Origin of the sequence: Clostridium sp. FP1, assembly GCF_011065975.2 — a bacterium.
In the GTDB taxonomy this organism is placed as follows: Bacteria; Bacillota; Clostridia; order Clostridiales; family Clostridiaceae; genus Clostridium_AD; species Clostridium_AD tagluense.
This window is the reverse complement of record NZ_JAAMNJ020000001.1, coordinates 15,717-30,430: the sequence shown is the minus strand read 5'-3', so window position 1 is coordinate 30,430 and position 14,714 is coordinate 15,717. Positions and strand designations below refer to the sequence as shown.

The 14,714-nt window shown below is 29.1% G+C and carries 11 protein-coding genes, 7 tRNA genes, 1 rRNA gene, 1 pseudogene and 1 other annotated feature; of the genes and pseudogenes, 1 reads left to right on the top strand and 19 read right to left on the bottom strand.

The window, feature by feature from the left end; all coding sequences use genetic code 11:
* The first annotated feature begins 150 nt into the window (after positions 1–150).
* Positions 151–318 carry a hypothetical protein gene (locus G9F70_RS00155; RefSeq protein WP_164947168.1) on the top strand — a complete coding sequence of 56 codons (168 nt, stop codon included), beginning with the start codon at positions 151–153 and terminating at the stop codon, positions 316–318.
* A gap of 94 nt (positions 319–412) precedes the next feature.
* Here the strand turns inward: G9F70_RS00155 and G9F70_RS00150 are convergent, their stop codons facing one another.
* The 19 genes and pseudogenes from G9F70_RS00150 to rrf form a co-directional block, all read right to left on the bottom strand.
* The gene (locus tag G9F70_RS00150) at positions 413–778 is read right to left on the bottom strand and encodes a hypothetical protein (protein WP_164947167.1); all 366 of its coding nucleotides are present in this window, start codon (positions 776–778) and stop codon (positions 413–415) included.
* A 210-nt stretch (positions 779–988) separates the two neighbouring features.
* A complete protein-coding gene (locus G9F70_RS00145; protein ID WP_164947166.1) occupies positions 989–1,174 on the bottom strand; it encodes a hypothetical protein in 186 nt (61 codons plus the stop codon).
* A gap of 390 nt (positions 1,175–1,564) precedes the next feature.
* Positions 1,565–1,641: transfer RNA gene (locus G9F70_RS00140), tRNA-Arg, on the bottom strand.
* A 33-nt stretch (positions 1,642–1,674) separates the two neighbouring features.
* The gene (locus G9F70_RS00135) at positions 1,675–2,220 is read right to left on the bottom strand and encodes a GNAT family N-acetyltransferase (protein WP_164947165.1); all 546 of its coding nucleotides are present in this window, start codon (positions 2,218–2,220) and stop codon (positions 1,675–1,677) included.
* A 165-nt stretch (positions 2,221–2,385) separates the two neighbouring features.
* A tRNA-Ser gene (locus G9F70_RS00130) sits at positions 2,386–2,476 on the bottom strand.
* Positions 2,477–2,507: 31 nt separating this feature from the next.
* A tRNA-Ser gene (locus tag G9F70_RS00125) sits at positions 2,508–2,598 on the bottom strand.
* A gap of 117 nt (positions 2,599–2,715) precedes the next feature.
* Positions 2,716–2,806 (bottom strand) — tRNA-Ser (locus G9F70_RS00120).
* 32 nt (positions 2,807–2,838) lie between these two features.
* Positions 2,839–2,929: transfer RNA gene (locus G9F70_RS00115), tRNA-Ser, on the bottom strand.
* Positions 2,930–3,149: 220 nt separating this feature from the next.
* The gene (gene serS / locus G9F70_RS00110) at positions 3,150–4,433 is read right to left on the bottom strand and encodes a serine--tRNA ligase (protein WP_164947164.1); all 1,284 of its coding nucleotides are present in this window, start codon (positions 4,431–4,433) and stop codon (positions 3,150–3,152) included.
* A 102-nt stretch (positions 4,434–4,535) separates the two neighbouring features.
* Positions 4,536–4,737, bottom strand: a binding site (T-box leader).
* Between the two features lie 137 nt (positions 4,738–4,874).
* Positions 4,875–5,123 (bottom strand): annotated as a pseudogene (locus G9F70_RS00105) (DUF1667 domain-containing protein); the annotation flags it as partial.
* Between the two features lie 16 nt (positions 5,124–5,139).
* Positions 5,140–6,537, bottom strand: a complete 1,398-nt coding sequence (locus G9F70_RS00100; RefSeq protein ID WP_164947162.1) for an NAD(P)/FAD-dependent oxidoreductase — start codon at positions 6,535–6,537, stop codon at positions 5,140–5,142.
* 91 nt (positions 6,538–6,628) lie between these two features.
* Positions 6,629–8,848, bottom strand: a complete 2,220-nt coding sequence (locus G9F70_RS00095) for a hybrid sensor histidine kinase/response regulator (RefSeq protein ID WP_164947161.1) — start codon at positions 8,846–8,848, stop codon at positions 6,629–6,631.
* 262 nt (positions 8,849–9,110) lie between these two features.
* The gene (locus G9F70_RS00090; RefSeq protein ID WP_164947160.1) at positions 9,111–11,822 is read right to left on the bottom strand and encodes a UPF0182 family protein; all 2,712 of its coding nucleotides are present in this window, start codon (positions 11,820–11,822) and stop codon (positions 9,111–9,113) included.
* 5 nt (positions 11,823–11,827) lie between these two features.
* Positions 11,828–12,994: a DUF362 domain-containing protein gene (locus tag G9F70_RS00085; protein ID WP_164947159.1), complete on the bottom strand. Its 1,167-nt coding sequence runs from the start codon at positions 12,992–12,994 to the stop codon at positions 11,828–11,830.
* Positions 12,995–13,043: 49 nt separating this feature from the next.
* Entirely contained in the window at positions 13,044–13,559 is a 516-nt protein-coding gene (locus G9F70_RS00080) for a transcription repressor NadR (RefSeq protein WP_164947158.1), read from the bottom strand.
* Between the two features lie 126 nt (positions 13,560–13,685).
* The gene (locus G9F70_RS00075; RefSeq protein ID WP_164947157.1) at positions 13,686–14,180 is read right to left on the bottom strand and encodes an HDIG domain-containing metalloprotein; all 495 of its coding nucleotides are present in this window, start codon (positions 14,178–14,180) and stop codon (positions 13,686–13,688) included.
* Between the two features lie 137 nt (positions 14,181–14,317).
* Positions 14,318–14,393, bottom strand: a tRNA-Ala gene (locus G9F70_RS00070).
* A gap of 3 nt (positions 14,394–14,396) precedes the next feature.
* Positions 14,397–14,473 (bottom strand) — tRNA-Ile (locus G9F70_RS00065).
* Between the two features lie 7 nt (positions 14,474–14,480).
* Positions 14,481–14,597, bottom strand: a 5S ribosomal RNA gene (gene rrf, locus G9F70_RS00060).
* Between the last annotated feature and the right edge of the window lie 117 nt (positions 14,598–14,714).

Sequence of the window (14,714 nt, the reverse complement as noted above, 5' to 3'; positions counted from 1 at the left end):
CAATTATAAACTGCTATTTTATAATTCTAACTGACTTCTTCCTATATTTTTAAATGAAGTATTAAGTCATACTTTCTAAGAAAATGGTTAAGCTATATAATGCATCTGATATATGTAATGTGATTTTTGTTTTGAAGGGAGCAGATAATTATGAATAAAAATAAGTTAGGAAAATCAAAAAATTCAATTAATCAATTAGATGCTAATAAAAGCAATAGTGGCGTTTCAAACACTGAGATGGCTATTATGTATAAGCTGTCCAATATGACTAGTGACATTAGTGATGTTAATTTAGAAGAAAAAGAAATTAAACAATAAAACAAACCCAGTAACCATTATAGTTACTGGGTTGTTAGTTGATTATTAGTACAAGTTAAATCAGCTAATACTATATCTTTACTTAAATCGCTTCCTACCTTATTAGAACAACTAACTCAGTTAATGCTTTAAAATACTCAATCCCACATAAATTACTTATATTTTCACTATAGAAACTTAAGGTTTTAATGCCTTTCACATCAGAATAAAGTATTGGACTCGGACTAGTTTTTCCTATCAGAGAATATACATAACTTTTAAAATATTTATCAGTAAACTTATTTGTTATATCTGTTCCATCACTAATAGCATTTATTGTTCCGGGTTTTCCTAAAGCTACTGATGAATCATTAACAGTTACCATAATTGTTTTAAATGCTTCATAGGCTCCCGTTGTTTTGCCAACTATATAATTTTTCCAAGTTGGTGAATTAACTGTGTTTGCGTGTACAATAACCATATAAGTTCCCGCTTCTTTAAATATGTATGATGGAGTTCCTGCTCTTTTTACCCAAACTGATAACTCGTATTTTCCTGATTTAAATGCTGGTGTTTCTGGTAATACATATGGAGTTTTAGCATCTACTGCAACGCTATATCCGCTGGTTAATTCATTCCATGTTTTGCCGTCGAAAAGGAATGCTCTGTATTGTACTTTACCTACAAACTTTTATGAAGTTACTGTAAAAGTTTCAGTATCTCCTACTACTAGCGGTGAATGGTCTACTCCAACATAATTTATTATTGGAGTAACTGAATTAACTACTTCAGCTTTTGCTACAACATTGCCTAAAACTCCGGCCATTACAAAAATTGCCACTATAAATATCATTAGTGTGTTTTTCATTTGTTTCATGTTTTTTTGCCCCCTAATTTTCTGCGTTCCATTTAACATCTTTATTAAATATTAATATAATTAGATATTAATTAAGATCGTAAGCTCATTTGAAAGTTATTATGAATTAATAGTTTTTTATACTTCATAGCTAAATAGGTTATTTTTACAACACATCTTTGCTTTTCCATTTTATTAGTATAATATATACCTAAAATTATATATTCTGAACTTATTTTATGTAAAATAAAAAGCAGAGAAAATAAGATCTCTGCTTTCTTATCATATTCTATAGTAATCTTAATAATTTATACTAATCTATTGTAACAATAAATACCAAATTGATATTTATCCTGTTTTATCAAAAAAAGCAATAGGTACCTCAAATCATTGAGGTACCTACATTTGTTATGGTGCGTCGGACAGGAGTCGAACCTGCGACCAACTGGTTCGTAGCCAGCTACTCTATCCAACTGAGCTACCAACGCATAAACTTCATTACAATACTAACATATTATACGTTAGGAGTAAAGGTTTATTTTCAAAATTCCCTTTATAAATTCATCTCCAAGGATTCCCATAATAATTACATCCCTATAATCCCCATAGGAAAAGCAAGTTTTTCTCTTCTTTCCTTCTTCTAAAAATCCACATTTTTTATAACACTGAATCGCTCTTAAATTAAAGTCTAGTACTTCTAGTTCTACTCTATGTGCAGCCATATCCATGAACAAATACTTAAGCAATGTCTTTATAGAGTCTTGTCCATATCCTCTATTCCAAAAGTTCTGGCCTATAGCTATACCTAACACGTATACATTTTTACATCCACTAACTTCTTTATAAGTTATATAGCCTACAACTACACCTTTTTCATTCACAATACTGATATATTTTTTATCAATATTAACAAATTTATTAAAATTATTTAATATGTCCTCTTTAGATGGAGGTAATATAAAATTACCATCAAGTTTTCTAACTTCTTCATCACACCAAATATCATAAAATATATTCAAATCCCGTCTCTCAACACTTCTCAATAATACTTTATTTCCTTTTAGCATATTCTCTCCTTATTAATAATCTTAAATTTTTTTATTATTTAACTATTATAATTATACCCTTTTTTTATACTTAATTCAATAAATTGTGAATTTATTTTTGTAATTTAATTGGATAATTCATTAAAAATAAACATAAAAAAACACCTAACAAATGTTAGATGTTTCTGGCGGAGAAGGAGGGATTTGAACCCTCGCACCGGTTACCCGGTCTACACCCTTAGCAGGGGCGCCTCTTCAGCCACTTGAGTACTTCTCCACGGCTTAATTTTATGTGCTTATAAAAAAAATGGAGGAGGAAGTGGGGTTCGAACCCACGGTACGCTCACACGTACGCCAGTTTTCAAGACTGGTGCCTTAAACCAACTCGACCATTCCTCCATGTCCACGACAAGATTTATTATATCATCATAAATATAACCTGTCAATGTATTTGTTAAAAATTATTTATTTTCACATCTAAAAATAAAAAAATACCTAACAAATGTTAGATGTTTCTGGCGGAGAAAGAGGGATTTGAACCCTCGCACCGGTTACCCGGTCTACACCCTTAGCAGGGGCGCCTCTTCAGCCACTTGAGTACTTCTCCACAGCTTAATTTTATGTGCTTACAAAAAAAAATGGAGGAGGAAGTGGGGTTCGAACCCACGGTACGCTCACACGTACGCCAGTTTTCAAGACTGGTGCCTTAAACCAACTCGACCATTCCTCCACATACTAACAACAATATTTATTATATCAGCATAAATATAATCTGTCAACATAATTTCTGTTTTTCTTACAATATCCTATATAAAATTTTAAAATTTATGATAAGTAAACAACTTAGGTACCTTTAGAAAAATATAATATACATTTTTTTAAAGGTACCTAAGTTATAAATATTCAAGTTATTTCTTTATACTTATTATAGTATATATTAAATTAACCATTTATTTTGAAATTATATTTTTACCACCCATATATTTCACTAATGCCTCTGGAATAGTTACTGATCCATCTACATTTTGATAATTTTCAAGTACTGCGGCTAATGCCCTTCCTACTGCTACTCCTGATCCATTTAGTGTATGAATATACTTAGGTTTATCTTTTTTATCATCTTTATACCTTATATTTGCACGCCTTGCTTGGTAGTCCTCAAAATTACTACAGCTTGATATTTCAACATACTTCTTATAACTTGGCATCCAAACTTCAATATCATATTTAAATGATGCTGTAAATCCTAAATCGCCCTTACATATCTTAACTATCCTATAAGGTAGCCCAAGTCCTTGTAATACCGACTCTGCATCTACAAGTAATTTTTCAAGTTCTGCATAGGAATCCTCAGGTTTTGTAAATTTAAGTAGTTCTACCTTATTAAATTGGTGTTGCCTTATAAGTCCTCTAGTATCTCTTCCTGCAGATCCTGCTTCTGATCTAAAACACGCACTATAAGCAACATGTCTTATAGGCAAATCCTCACCATTTAATATTTCATCTCTATAAATATTTGTAACGGGTACTTCAGCTGTAGGTATTAAAAAATAGTCTGTATTAGCCACTTTAAAGGCATCTTCTTCGAATTTAGGTAATTGACCCGTTCCTACCATACTTTGTCTATTAACCATATAGGGAGGCAATATTTCTGTATATCCATTTATATCTACATGACAATCTAAAAAATAACTTATTAGTGCTCTTTCAAGTCTTGCACCCTGTCCTTTATATACTGTAAATCTTGAACCTGTAATCTTTCCACCTCTTTCAAAATCTAAAATATCATTGTCTATTCCTAAATCCCAATGAGCTTTAGTTTCAAAATTGAAGTTTTTGGGCTGTCCCCATCTTCTTACTTCAACATTATCTTCCTCTGTATCACCTTGTGGCACATTTACACTCGGTATATTAGGTATCCTTAGCATAATATTTTTAATTTTTTCATCCACACCAGACAATTCAACATCGAAATTTTTAATTTCATCTGAAAGTTTTTTCATTTGCCCCATAATTTCATCTACATTTTCTCCGCTTTTTTTAAGCTTTGGTATAAGTGCAGATTGAGTGTTTCTTCTATTTTTTAATTCTTCAACCTCCATTAACACATCTCTTCTTCTTTTATCAAGAGCTACAACCTCATCAATTATTGATATATCAAAATTTTCACCTCTATCTGCCATTAATGCTTTTATCTCTTCTGGATTATTTCTTATTCTTTTTAAATCTAACATAAATATTCCTCCTTAAATATATTATTAATTTTTTATTCACAAGTGTTAATTGTCATACTTTAGTTATTTTTGAATATAAAAAAAGAGTCTTCATCCCCATGAAAAAGGGACGAAAGACTCCGCGTTGCCACCCTACTTGATTAAATATAAATATTTAATCCTCTTTAACAAATATAACGGTTATACCGTACTGCTTTTCACAGTCCCTCGAAGGTGGATTCACAAAATAAAAGGTATCAGTTTACACCAAACACTGACTCTCTTAACCTTTATATTTTGTTACTATTCTCATCATAGGTTTTATGCATTATTATGTTTTAATTTTATGCTATTATTTTAAGAATAATTTTACATCACACTTTTTACAAAGTCAATATATATATATTTAGTTTAGCCATTACTAAAGCCACTTTACTAATTATTCTCTTAAATGTTATTTACTTAAATATTCTTTGTACAGATAATATCAACTCCAGTATTAAGTATATTCTTACATACTACATCCCCTATTCTTAAAGGTGGGCCTACATGTATTCTACTTAATGCTTTTGAGCATTCAATCCATAACTTCCTATCAATGGGCTTACTAGTTTTTACTGAAACCACATTGCACAAATTAGAACCTTTTACCCTAACTAAAGTTGTTAAAATTGCTTCATCTTCATTTAAATTACAATCAGGTTGTTCTATCAAATAAACTCATCTCCTACATACTATCAAATTCTTTTATTCTATATAGTACAATACTAGAATTTTTTGAGTCCTTAACTATTTCCGTCATTTTCTTATTTGTTTCTCTTGCTAAAATAGAAACAATTTTATTTAAACAATGCGCCCCTTGACAATTTCCGAAGGCAGCACCAGTTCTCCTTTTAACTCCCTCTACTGTTCTTGCACCTAAAGGTCTCCGTATAGCGTCCACTATTTCCCCTTCAGTTACTTTTTCACATGCACATATTATTTTTCCATATTTTTCATCTACACTAATAATACTTTTTCTTTCTTCATCAGACATTTCTCTAAATTTATAAGACTCTCTTCTCTTATCATTAAAATCTTTTTTAAGATTACATTGCATCTTACTAACTACACTCTCACATACAATATTTGCTATAGCAGGAGTCATTGTTATCTGTCCATAATGTTTTCCCTTAATTTGAATAAGTCCATCATCAATACCACTATCATCGATTACCATAGGTTCATCAAAGAAAGGCCAATCCAAAAACATTTTAACATCCATATTATCTACACCATTTGTTATTTTAGATATTCTATCTACTACTTCATTATAACTAACATTCTCTTTTGTACTAACAGCGGCAACAGTATCTCCCTCAATAGTTGGAAGTGTGTAAATGCGCTCGCCCTTAGCATTAAACATAAACAGTGCATGAGAAAATTTTTGTTTTTCATTGTTATCTAAGAGTATATATTTTAATATTCCTTCATTATTATTTACTTCAAGTTTTTTTTCATTTACTATACTATAATTTTCTGAAGGAGTTGTATTTATTACCATTTTACAAGTAAATTTGTTTTTATTAGTAATAACTCTGAACCCTTTTGATATAGGTTGAATGTCTATTACTTCTTCTTCTAACCTAAATTTTACACCATTATCAAAAGCTACTTCGCCATAAGCTAGAGCTAAGTCAAATGGGCAAATTACACCTGTATTTTTAGAATATAGTCCTTTTTTTATATGAACTTTTAAATTCGGTTCCATTTCATATATATATTTAGATTCTAAAATTAATACATCTTTGTTGCCCCTATCTATTGCTCTATTATATGTTTTTTCAATCATGGCAGCCTCTTCATCGGTTTGAGCAATTATTAAGGAGCCACATCTTTTAAAAGGAACATTAAATTTAGCAGTTATAGTATCCATCATTTTATTTCCCATACGTTCAAGCCTAGCAGTTAAAGTATCTTCACTTTCAACGCCATCATATATCATAGCAGTATTTATTAATGCTACATCATCAGCTATATCATAATCTTTCTCAATTACAGCTATATTAAGATTATATTTTGAGATTTCATAAGCCACAGCGCAACCTATAATACCTCCACCCAGAATAAGTACATCATAATCCATGGTAACCCTCCACAATAAAACAAAAGTTTTTTTACTTTACCTTATTATTATATCCTTTTTTAAAAAAAGAGGCACGATTTGTGCAAAAAAATTAAAAGCTGGTTTTATAATCAAAAAACATTTGCTTCAAACTATCTTTATTTATAGGCTTGTTTAAAACAAAATCAACATTATTCATTTCTTGACCCTCGAAAGAACCTACCCAACCTGTCATAAGACAAAAATATATATGCTTATTTATCTCTTTAATTTTTTGCGCCACTTGTAATCCATTAATAATTGGCATAGTAAAATCACAAACTATTATATCATATTTTCTTCTATTTAACTCTGAATCTAAATCTTCACATCCACAGGTCTTTATTTTACATTTTGCAATTGATTTTATCATACTAGCAACAACATTTCTTATTTGCTCTTGATCATCAATAATTAGAACATTCCCCTCAAACTCTATTACATTCCTTGATATTTCATCATAATTTTTAACCATGTTTTCACATATAGGTAGTTTAACAATAAAAGAGGTTCCTACATTTTCTTCGCTTTCAATTTTCATACTTCCACTATGTGAAAGTATTATATTATAAGAAATACTTAATCCAAGCCCTGAACCATTATTACCTTTGGTTGTGAAGAATGGCTCAAATATCCGCTTTTGAATATCTATATTCATTCCCATTCCATTATCTCTTATTTCTATAATAACTCTATTGTCTTTGTTTTTTGTAATAACCTCAATTGTGCCACCTTTTGGCATAGCATCTACGGCATTTGTTATTATGTTTATAAATACCTCTCTTATTTCTGTTATATTTCCTTTTACTATTTCATTAGATTTTAATGATTTGATTATGTCTACTTTTATGCCTTTAAAAACACTTTCAGTTAGCCACTTACTTTTAGTTAAATCTATTGCATCTGTTATTGCACCATCTATACTAAATGTCTGAAAATCATCATCATTATATTTCTTTGTTAATTTTTTAACTTTATTAGTTATATTCATTCCATCATAAGCACAAATTTCGATAACACTAAGTAATTTTAAATTTTCTTTTTCCTGAGCTGTATCCTTTAAAAGTTGAACAGATCCTAAAATTGGCGTAAGTATATTATTAATGTCATGAGTTATTCCTGCAGCCATTTCACCCATAGCTTTTAGTTTTTCGTTTTGTATTAGTCTATTTTGCATATCACAAAATCTTTTTTGCTCTTGAATTAAATAAAAGGCTGTTTTACATATTGATTTTAAGTGTTCTATATTATTTTTAGAAAGCTCTTTATTATTTTCATATCTGCCTATCCATATTACTCCTTTAGCGATATCATAATATTCTACAGCAATAGCCATATAGCTTACTATGCCCATTAATTTAAATTTATCTGCTAATTTTAAATCCACTACTTCACTTAAATTCAATAATATATCTACATTATCCCTGGATATAATTTCATTGGATTTATTAATATACTTAATTATTTCTGGGTCATTAATTAAGTAGTACTTATGCTTCTTACTTATTCCATAATAGCTATCCATAGCTATTATATTTTCTTGTTCTTTAAGCGAACTGCTTAAAATACAAAAATCTACATCACATACGCCCTTAATTTTACTCATTATAATTTTTTTGAATTCATTTTCATCCGTACTTTTAGGTATATTAGAAAAAACATCATTAAATAAAACTAAATTTTTATTTTGATATTTTAACTGTGAATTAGACTGAAGCATCCATATTGCTTTTTCTATTTCATCTTTGCTCCTAAATTCCATTTCTTTATTTCTGTCTATAATAATTAATTTTTCAAATAAATCAGTAAATCTATATAACCTATTAAAGCTGTAACCACTATTTTCAATATAAACCATATTAGAAACATTATCTTTTGAACACTCTATTATTTTTTCAACACATTTAATTACAGTTTCTAATTTATAAGCTCTTTTAATTACATTTTTAAAATCCCATATTATTTTCAATTTTTGTTTAGCAACAGAAATAATATCTATAATGTCTATAAATTCTTTATAGTCATAATTAAATGCAGTAATATTATATGTTTTTATTTTGAAATTACCTATATTTATATTATGCCTTATAAATTCTTCATCGCTGTTAAAATTCTTTCCAATATTTTTATAGAATATATCATCTGTAAAAAATATAATTTTTTCTCCGTTTATAAGAGCATCATAAATGTATTTTTTTATTATCTTAGATAAATTATTTATATTTAAAACATCTGTACCTATACATAATGAATTTTTACCATCTTTATACAAATCATTGTTTATATATTTCATAATATACCCCTCATACTCCCATACTCTCGTATACATAATTATATTCGACATTTTATTTCAAATTCCTTTGTTTTATACTTTATGTGTTCTATTCTATACATTTTTATATAAATTAAATGAAATTATAACATAAAAATAAGGGCATATAAGTATATATGCCCTAAGTTATCATTTTATGCTGATACAATGTAATATAAATCACTTATAAAACACATAAATTTTTTAATATAGTTACATTATGTTAAATAAATTTAGATATATTTTACTTACTTATTTTATCTAATATATCACCTAATTGTTTTATAAATGTACCATATTCAGTCCAATTTCCCTTCTTTTGAGATTCTATTGCCTTGTTATATAAATCTTTAGCAATTTTTATATTTTCTAATACTTTTGTATCTACATTTGAGTTAACTTCAACTTTTGATGCATTATTTTTATCAGTATAATCAAATATCTGCTGGAGTGCTGACTCTATGTTATTAGCTAAAATTATTTTACCACCATAAGACACTACAATTTTTTTCATCTCCGGGATACTTTTTTCACCTTTAGCTCTCAGATACATAGGTTCTATATAAAGTAGTGAATTTTTAATTGGTATAATTGTGGTTTCTCCAAATTGAACTTCTGAACCTTGTGTATTCCAAAGTGATAGTTCTTTCGATATTATTGTGTCCTGATTCATCCTTTGTTTAAATAGTACTGGGCTATATACTGTTTCCTTTGGTGGAAATTTATATAAAACCATTTTTCCGTAATTATCAGCATCCATCCTTGCTCCCAGTAAAGCTACCATGTTGTCTCTTCCTTTTGTGTTAAAATATTCAAGTAAAACCATTTCTTCTTTGTTTTCCTTTGGTAATTTCATTATTAGGTAAGAGGCCTCATTTTTATCTTTTTTACCCTCAACCTTCACTTGGTTAGTTGCTATAGACCATACATCATCTCCATTATAAAATACTCCTGGATCTGTTACGTGGTATCTTCCGAGTACATTAGATTGTAAATTATATATGTCTTCTGGATATCTAAAGTGTTCTTTTATACCACTAGGAATTGACTCTGAATCCGAAAATAGTTTTGGAAATATATTTGAATAAGCATTTGCTATAGGATCGTTTTTATCAACTATATAAAATTTAGGGGTTCCATCTACTGCATCAATAACAACCTTAATTGAGTTCCTAATATAATTCACGCCGCTCTCTGGCTGTGAAAAAGGATATTTATTAGAAGTTGTATATGCATCTATAACCCAATATAATCTCCCTTCATTTATTACAGTGTATGGATCGCTATCATATGTTAAAAATGGAGCAATTTTATTTACTCTTTCAACTATATTTCTATTAATTAATATTTTACTATTAGAGGTTATATCGTTGGATAATAAAAACTTAGTGCTTTTTTTGTTTATAGCAAACAAAATTCTATTTGCCATATTCATCTCTATACCAGCCTTCCCCGCATAGTTGTTCATCTGGTTTTCTCCGCCTTTAGGGTAATCTAACTCTCCAATCTTTGTATTGACTACACTATAATCATTGGTACTCTCACCAAAATATATTCTAGGATTATCTAATTTTAAACCTGTTTTATTCTCTAAGGGGATATTATTAATAACAAAATCCGGTTGTCCCTCACTTGTTACGGAATTCACTTTACTCATAACCACTCCATATCCATGAGTATAGACTAAATGTCTATTTTGCCAAGTGTTCGCATTATCTTTTAGTGAGTTTAAATTAATTTCTCTTGGTGCAATAAACACTTGAGTGTACTTTCCATTGATATTATATCTATCAATATCTATATCATTAAAACCATAATAAAATCTCATATATTCAAATTGATTATAAAACTCTAGCGCTGGTTTAAAAGAATTGATTTTTATATTATCAATAGTATCTTTATTTGAATTAATATCCTCTTTAGTTAAATCATTTTTTATTTCAAAAGGCACTTCTTTTATGTTATCAATGTTAAAAGCTTTTCTTGTATTATCTATATTATATTGAATATATGGTTTTTCTAAAGTTTTTTCATTTGACTGAACCGCAAATTTCTGAACTCCAGTTGCTGCTAAATTTTCTCCAAATATTAGTAAAGCAATCACAATAATGGATATAACCATTGGTTTTGATTTGTGTGATATAAGGCTTATAAACGTAATTATGGCTGCGATAAATGATGCTACTGTTATTATTTGATAAAACCTTAATGTTACATGTACATCTGTATAGCTTGCCCCAAAAACTATTCCTCTTGGCGAATATACTAATTGCCATGCTTTTATTATATATCCCAAAGATAGCATCAATAATATTAGTGAAGATACGATAGCAAGTTGTCTTCCTGCAAATTTAGTTATTCCGTTATTAAAGTTTTTAAATCTAGAAAATGTACTTCCTTTATTGATGCTTAATATATGATCCTTTGCAGTTAGTATAAGATATGTTACTACCGTAATAATTACAATTACGCCTAGCAAAATTATGAACATTTGATATAATGATTCAATTAATGGAAGTTTAAAAATAAAAAAAGAAATATCTTTTTTAAATAATGGATCTAAGGTGTTAAAACTTGTAGCATTTGAAAACTGAAGTATTTTATACCAATAGTTAAATGAAAAGCTTATGGATATCATACAAGAAATTATAATGTTTATTAAAATACTGATTTTATATTCCAATTTTTCTTTTTTCTTATTTACTTCAACAACTTTTTTAAATCTTAAAATACTAACTTTAAAAGCTTTATAATATGTCCATATTGCAATATAAGACACTATGAATACTGGAACCATTATTTTTAAAATCCATATTAATTTAGTAAAGTATACTGATAAATATCCTACTTCCCTAAACCACTGTATATTTATAGCTAAATTAACTATGTTGCCTAAAAAAGCTATTGTTATTAATATAATTCCTATTATGATAGCTATAGTCATGTTTTTTTTCATAAAAATCACCTCTTATCTAATTTTGATAATAATTTACCTAAATTTGAATATTTAGTTTCAATTGCACCTACTGGGCATAATTCCTGACAGCAAAAACATCTTATACATTGATTCATGTTCCATTTAGGATTTAATATGTGTCCTTTTGTTACCATATCAATTGCCGATGGTTTCTCTGGGCAAACCTCCTTGCACCTTCCACACCCTATACATTTATCTATTATAAGTGTTGGATTTGGAGCTATCATTCCTCTTAGAAAATTAGTTACTTTTGGATTTATAAAATAGAAATTACCTCCTTTTCTACAAAGTTTAAAATTTTTAGCTTTCATAGATTCTAATTTTTCACCAAGTATATTTATATCGCCCGGAAGCACTACTCCCCATTTGCTATCATATGCCTCTTTTAAAACAGGTGTATCTAAAGGGTTGTCATAACCTATAAGTCTAACAGCAGTAGAATCTACCGCAGTTAGAGACTTTCCCATAATTAAAGTATTCATTTTATATGCATTTCCACTTTTAGGTCCATTACCTTCCATAGCTATTATGCCGTCTAAAATAGCAAAATTAGTTCCAACAGCAGTATTCAAATCTAGTAGCATCTTACAAAAATTATTTGCATCAGGCATTCTTGTATGCCAGGTCGCCTTTTGCGTTCCTGGTATACAACCGAACTGATTTTTTACAGCACCAGTATAATATGCCATAGCATGTGTTTTAAGCTTTGGTAATGATATTACAACGTCTGCCTCAAAAGCTGCTTTAGCTATATCCCAAGATTTACATAAAATAGAATTATCTAATTTAACATGCACTGATTCTTTAAAGTCTTCGAATTTAACTCCATATCTATTCGCAACTTCCATAAGCCCACAACGCTCTGCTGCTTTTCTTGAATCTCCAAAACCAGGTGAATCACCAAAGCTAATATCATTGGAATATTCCATAATAATTCTAATAACTGCTTCAAAAACAACATAATGAGTTACTACCGGTGATTCTTTATTCTCAATACTTAACATATTAGGCTTTAAAAGCACCTTACTATCCTTTGGTATTAATTTCGTTAAAAAATCATTTCCACCCAGTAGTTCAAAGCCCTGTCTCAGTTTTTTTTCTACTAAATCAACATCATATTCCATACATTTTAAAAGCGCAACATTCTCCATTATTTTCACTCCTTTGTGATTAATTTAAATAATATTATTTAAGGGTACACTAATCAGAAATCAAATAATTTTTATCTTTTAGCTCTTTTATAATACTTTCTATGATTTCCTCATTATCGGCTCTTATAGTATGCAAATGTACTCCTTTAGTTAGCGCCGATAAGGGCTGTGCATTAAACTCTTTAAATTTCCTTGTAAATCTTTCAATATCCATTAATGTTTTTATCATAAGCATTGCTCTTATTTCACCATATAAAGAGTGTTCTACGGTTACATCCTCTACTATTCCACCAAACTTAACAATGCATTCAAGCTCATTATATATGTCATCTCGGCTATGCGCCACAGCTATTACTCTTTTTACATAATTGCTTTCTTCATTAGGTATTAAATACCCTTCCGGAGTTGCAATTATATTTACTCCCTCAGCTCTCGTAATTGCAATATCTTTTACTATAACTTGTCTTGTAACGCCTAATTCCTCTGCTAGAAACTGACCTTTATATGTAGCATTATTTTTAATTAATAAATTTTTAATATATTCTCTTCTTTGCTTTGAATTCATTTTCCCCTCCTATTTTTTGTATTAATTACATTCTATCACTTTTTATATATTTTAGAAATAATTTCTTATAGTACTAAATTATACCACTAAATTATGGTAATAAAAAAGAAACTATTCGCTAGCTTCTTAATTTCTATCATCACATTCTTTTAATAAGTTTAATTCTATATCTTGCATTATATTATTGTTATGATGATTTTTCACTAAAAACAAAAACCTATCATCATAACCATATTTTCTTAATAAATTATATCCTATATCTCCATGATTATAGTACATATTAACATTTTTACTCTTCTTATGTAATTTAATTTTTCCATTTGTTATATTATCTACTATAACCATTATAGATTTGTCTATTGGATTCATATTACTATATATTTTACCTATATCATGTAACAGCGCAACTTTTATCAAGTTTTCTGATTGTAATACTCTTTGATTACAAGTTGATTTTACATCCCTAGCTACATTTATAGAGTGTTTTTGCTCATGAGTAGGTAATTGATGGAATAATTGCAATTCATAAGTTTCTAAATGCATTTTAAGAAAATCTATATCTTCATCATTAATCTTAGAAACCATTGACCAGTAAAACTGCTTTAATCTATATAGCGACATCATCAAACCCCTTTCACAAATAAATTATATTATTACTGTTATATTGTAATACTTTTTTTGTTATAAATCTATAAAAAATTAAATTTCAGATTAATTTTAAACAAAATAAAAAAACAGTCCATATTGGACTGTTTTTTTGGTGGAGATAAAGGGAATCGAACCCTTGACCCCCTGCGTGCAAGGCAGGTGCTCTCCCAGCTGAGCTATATCCCCGTATGGTGGACCTTCAGGGATTCGAACCCCGGACCGACCGGTTATGAGCCGGTAGCTCTAACCAACTGAGCTAAAGATCCATACATGACCTGGCGATGACTTACTCTCCCACAAGGTTGCCCCTGCAGTACCATTAGCGCATTGAAGCTTAACCTACCTGTTCGGTATGGGAAGGGGTGTTACCTTCATGCCATAATCACCAGATTTATAAGGTATAATCCTTACATTAAGAGTATATCAAGTTATCGCTAACTTGTCAATACACTTTATGAGATATTCTCTCAAAATTGCACAGTGAAATTATCTTCTCGCTTTCGCTTG

Excerpts from the sequence above, each read along its gene's own strand:
- G9F70_RS00155 (WP_164947168.1), top strand. The coding sequence starts at position 151 with ATGAATAAAAATAAGTTAGGAAAATCAAAAAATTCAATTAATCAATTA.
- G9F70_RS00150 (WP_164947167.1), bottom strand. The coding sequence starts at position 778 with ATGGTTATTGTACACGCAAACACAGTTAATTCACCAACTTGGAAAAAT.
- G9F70_RS00145 (WP_164947166.1), bottom strand. The coding sequence starts at position 1,174 with ATGAAACAAATGAAAAACACACTAATGATATTTATAGTGGCAATTTTT.
- G9F70_RS00135 (WP_164947165.1), bottom strand. The coding sequence starts at position 2,220 with ATGCTAAAAGGAAATAAAGTATTATTGAGAAGTGTTGAGAGACGGGAT.
- serS (WP_164947164.1), bottom strand. The coding sequence starts at position 4,433 with ATGTTAGATTTAAAAAGAATAAGAAATAATCCAGAAGAGATAAAAGCA.
- G9F70_RS00100 (WP_164947162.1), bottom strand. The coding sequence starts at position 6,537 with ATGGATTATGATGTACTTATTCTGGGTGGAGGTATTATAGGTTGCGCT.
- G9F70_RS00095 (WP_164947161.1), bottom strand. The coding sequence starts at position 8,848 with ATGAAATATATAAACAATGATTTGTATAAAGATGGTAAAAATTCATTA.
- G9F70_RS00090 (WP_164947160.1), bottom strand. The coding sequence starts at position 11,822 with ATGAAAAAAAACATGACTATAGCTATCATAATAGGAATTATATTAATA.
- G9F70_RS00085 (WP_164947159.1), bottom strand. The coding sequence starts at position 12,994 with ATGGAGAATGTTGCGCTTTTAAAATGTATGGAATATGATGTTGATTTA.
- G9F70_RS00080 (WP_164947158.1), bottom strand. The coding sequence starts at position 13,559 with ATGAATTCAAAGCAAAGAAGAGAATATATTAAAAATTTATTAATTAAA.
- G9F70_RS00075 (WP_164947157.1), bottom strand. The coding sequence starts at position 14,180 with ATGTCGCTATATAGATTAAAGCAGTTTTACTGGTCAATGGTTTCTAAG.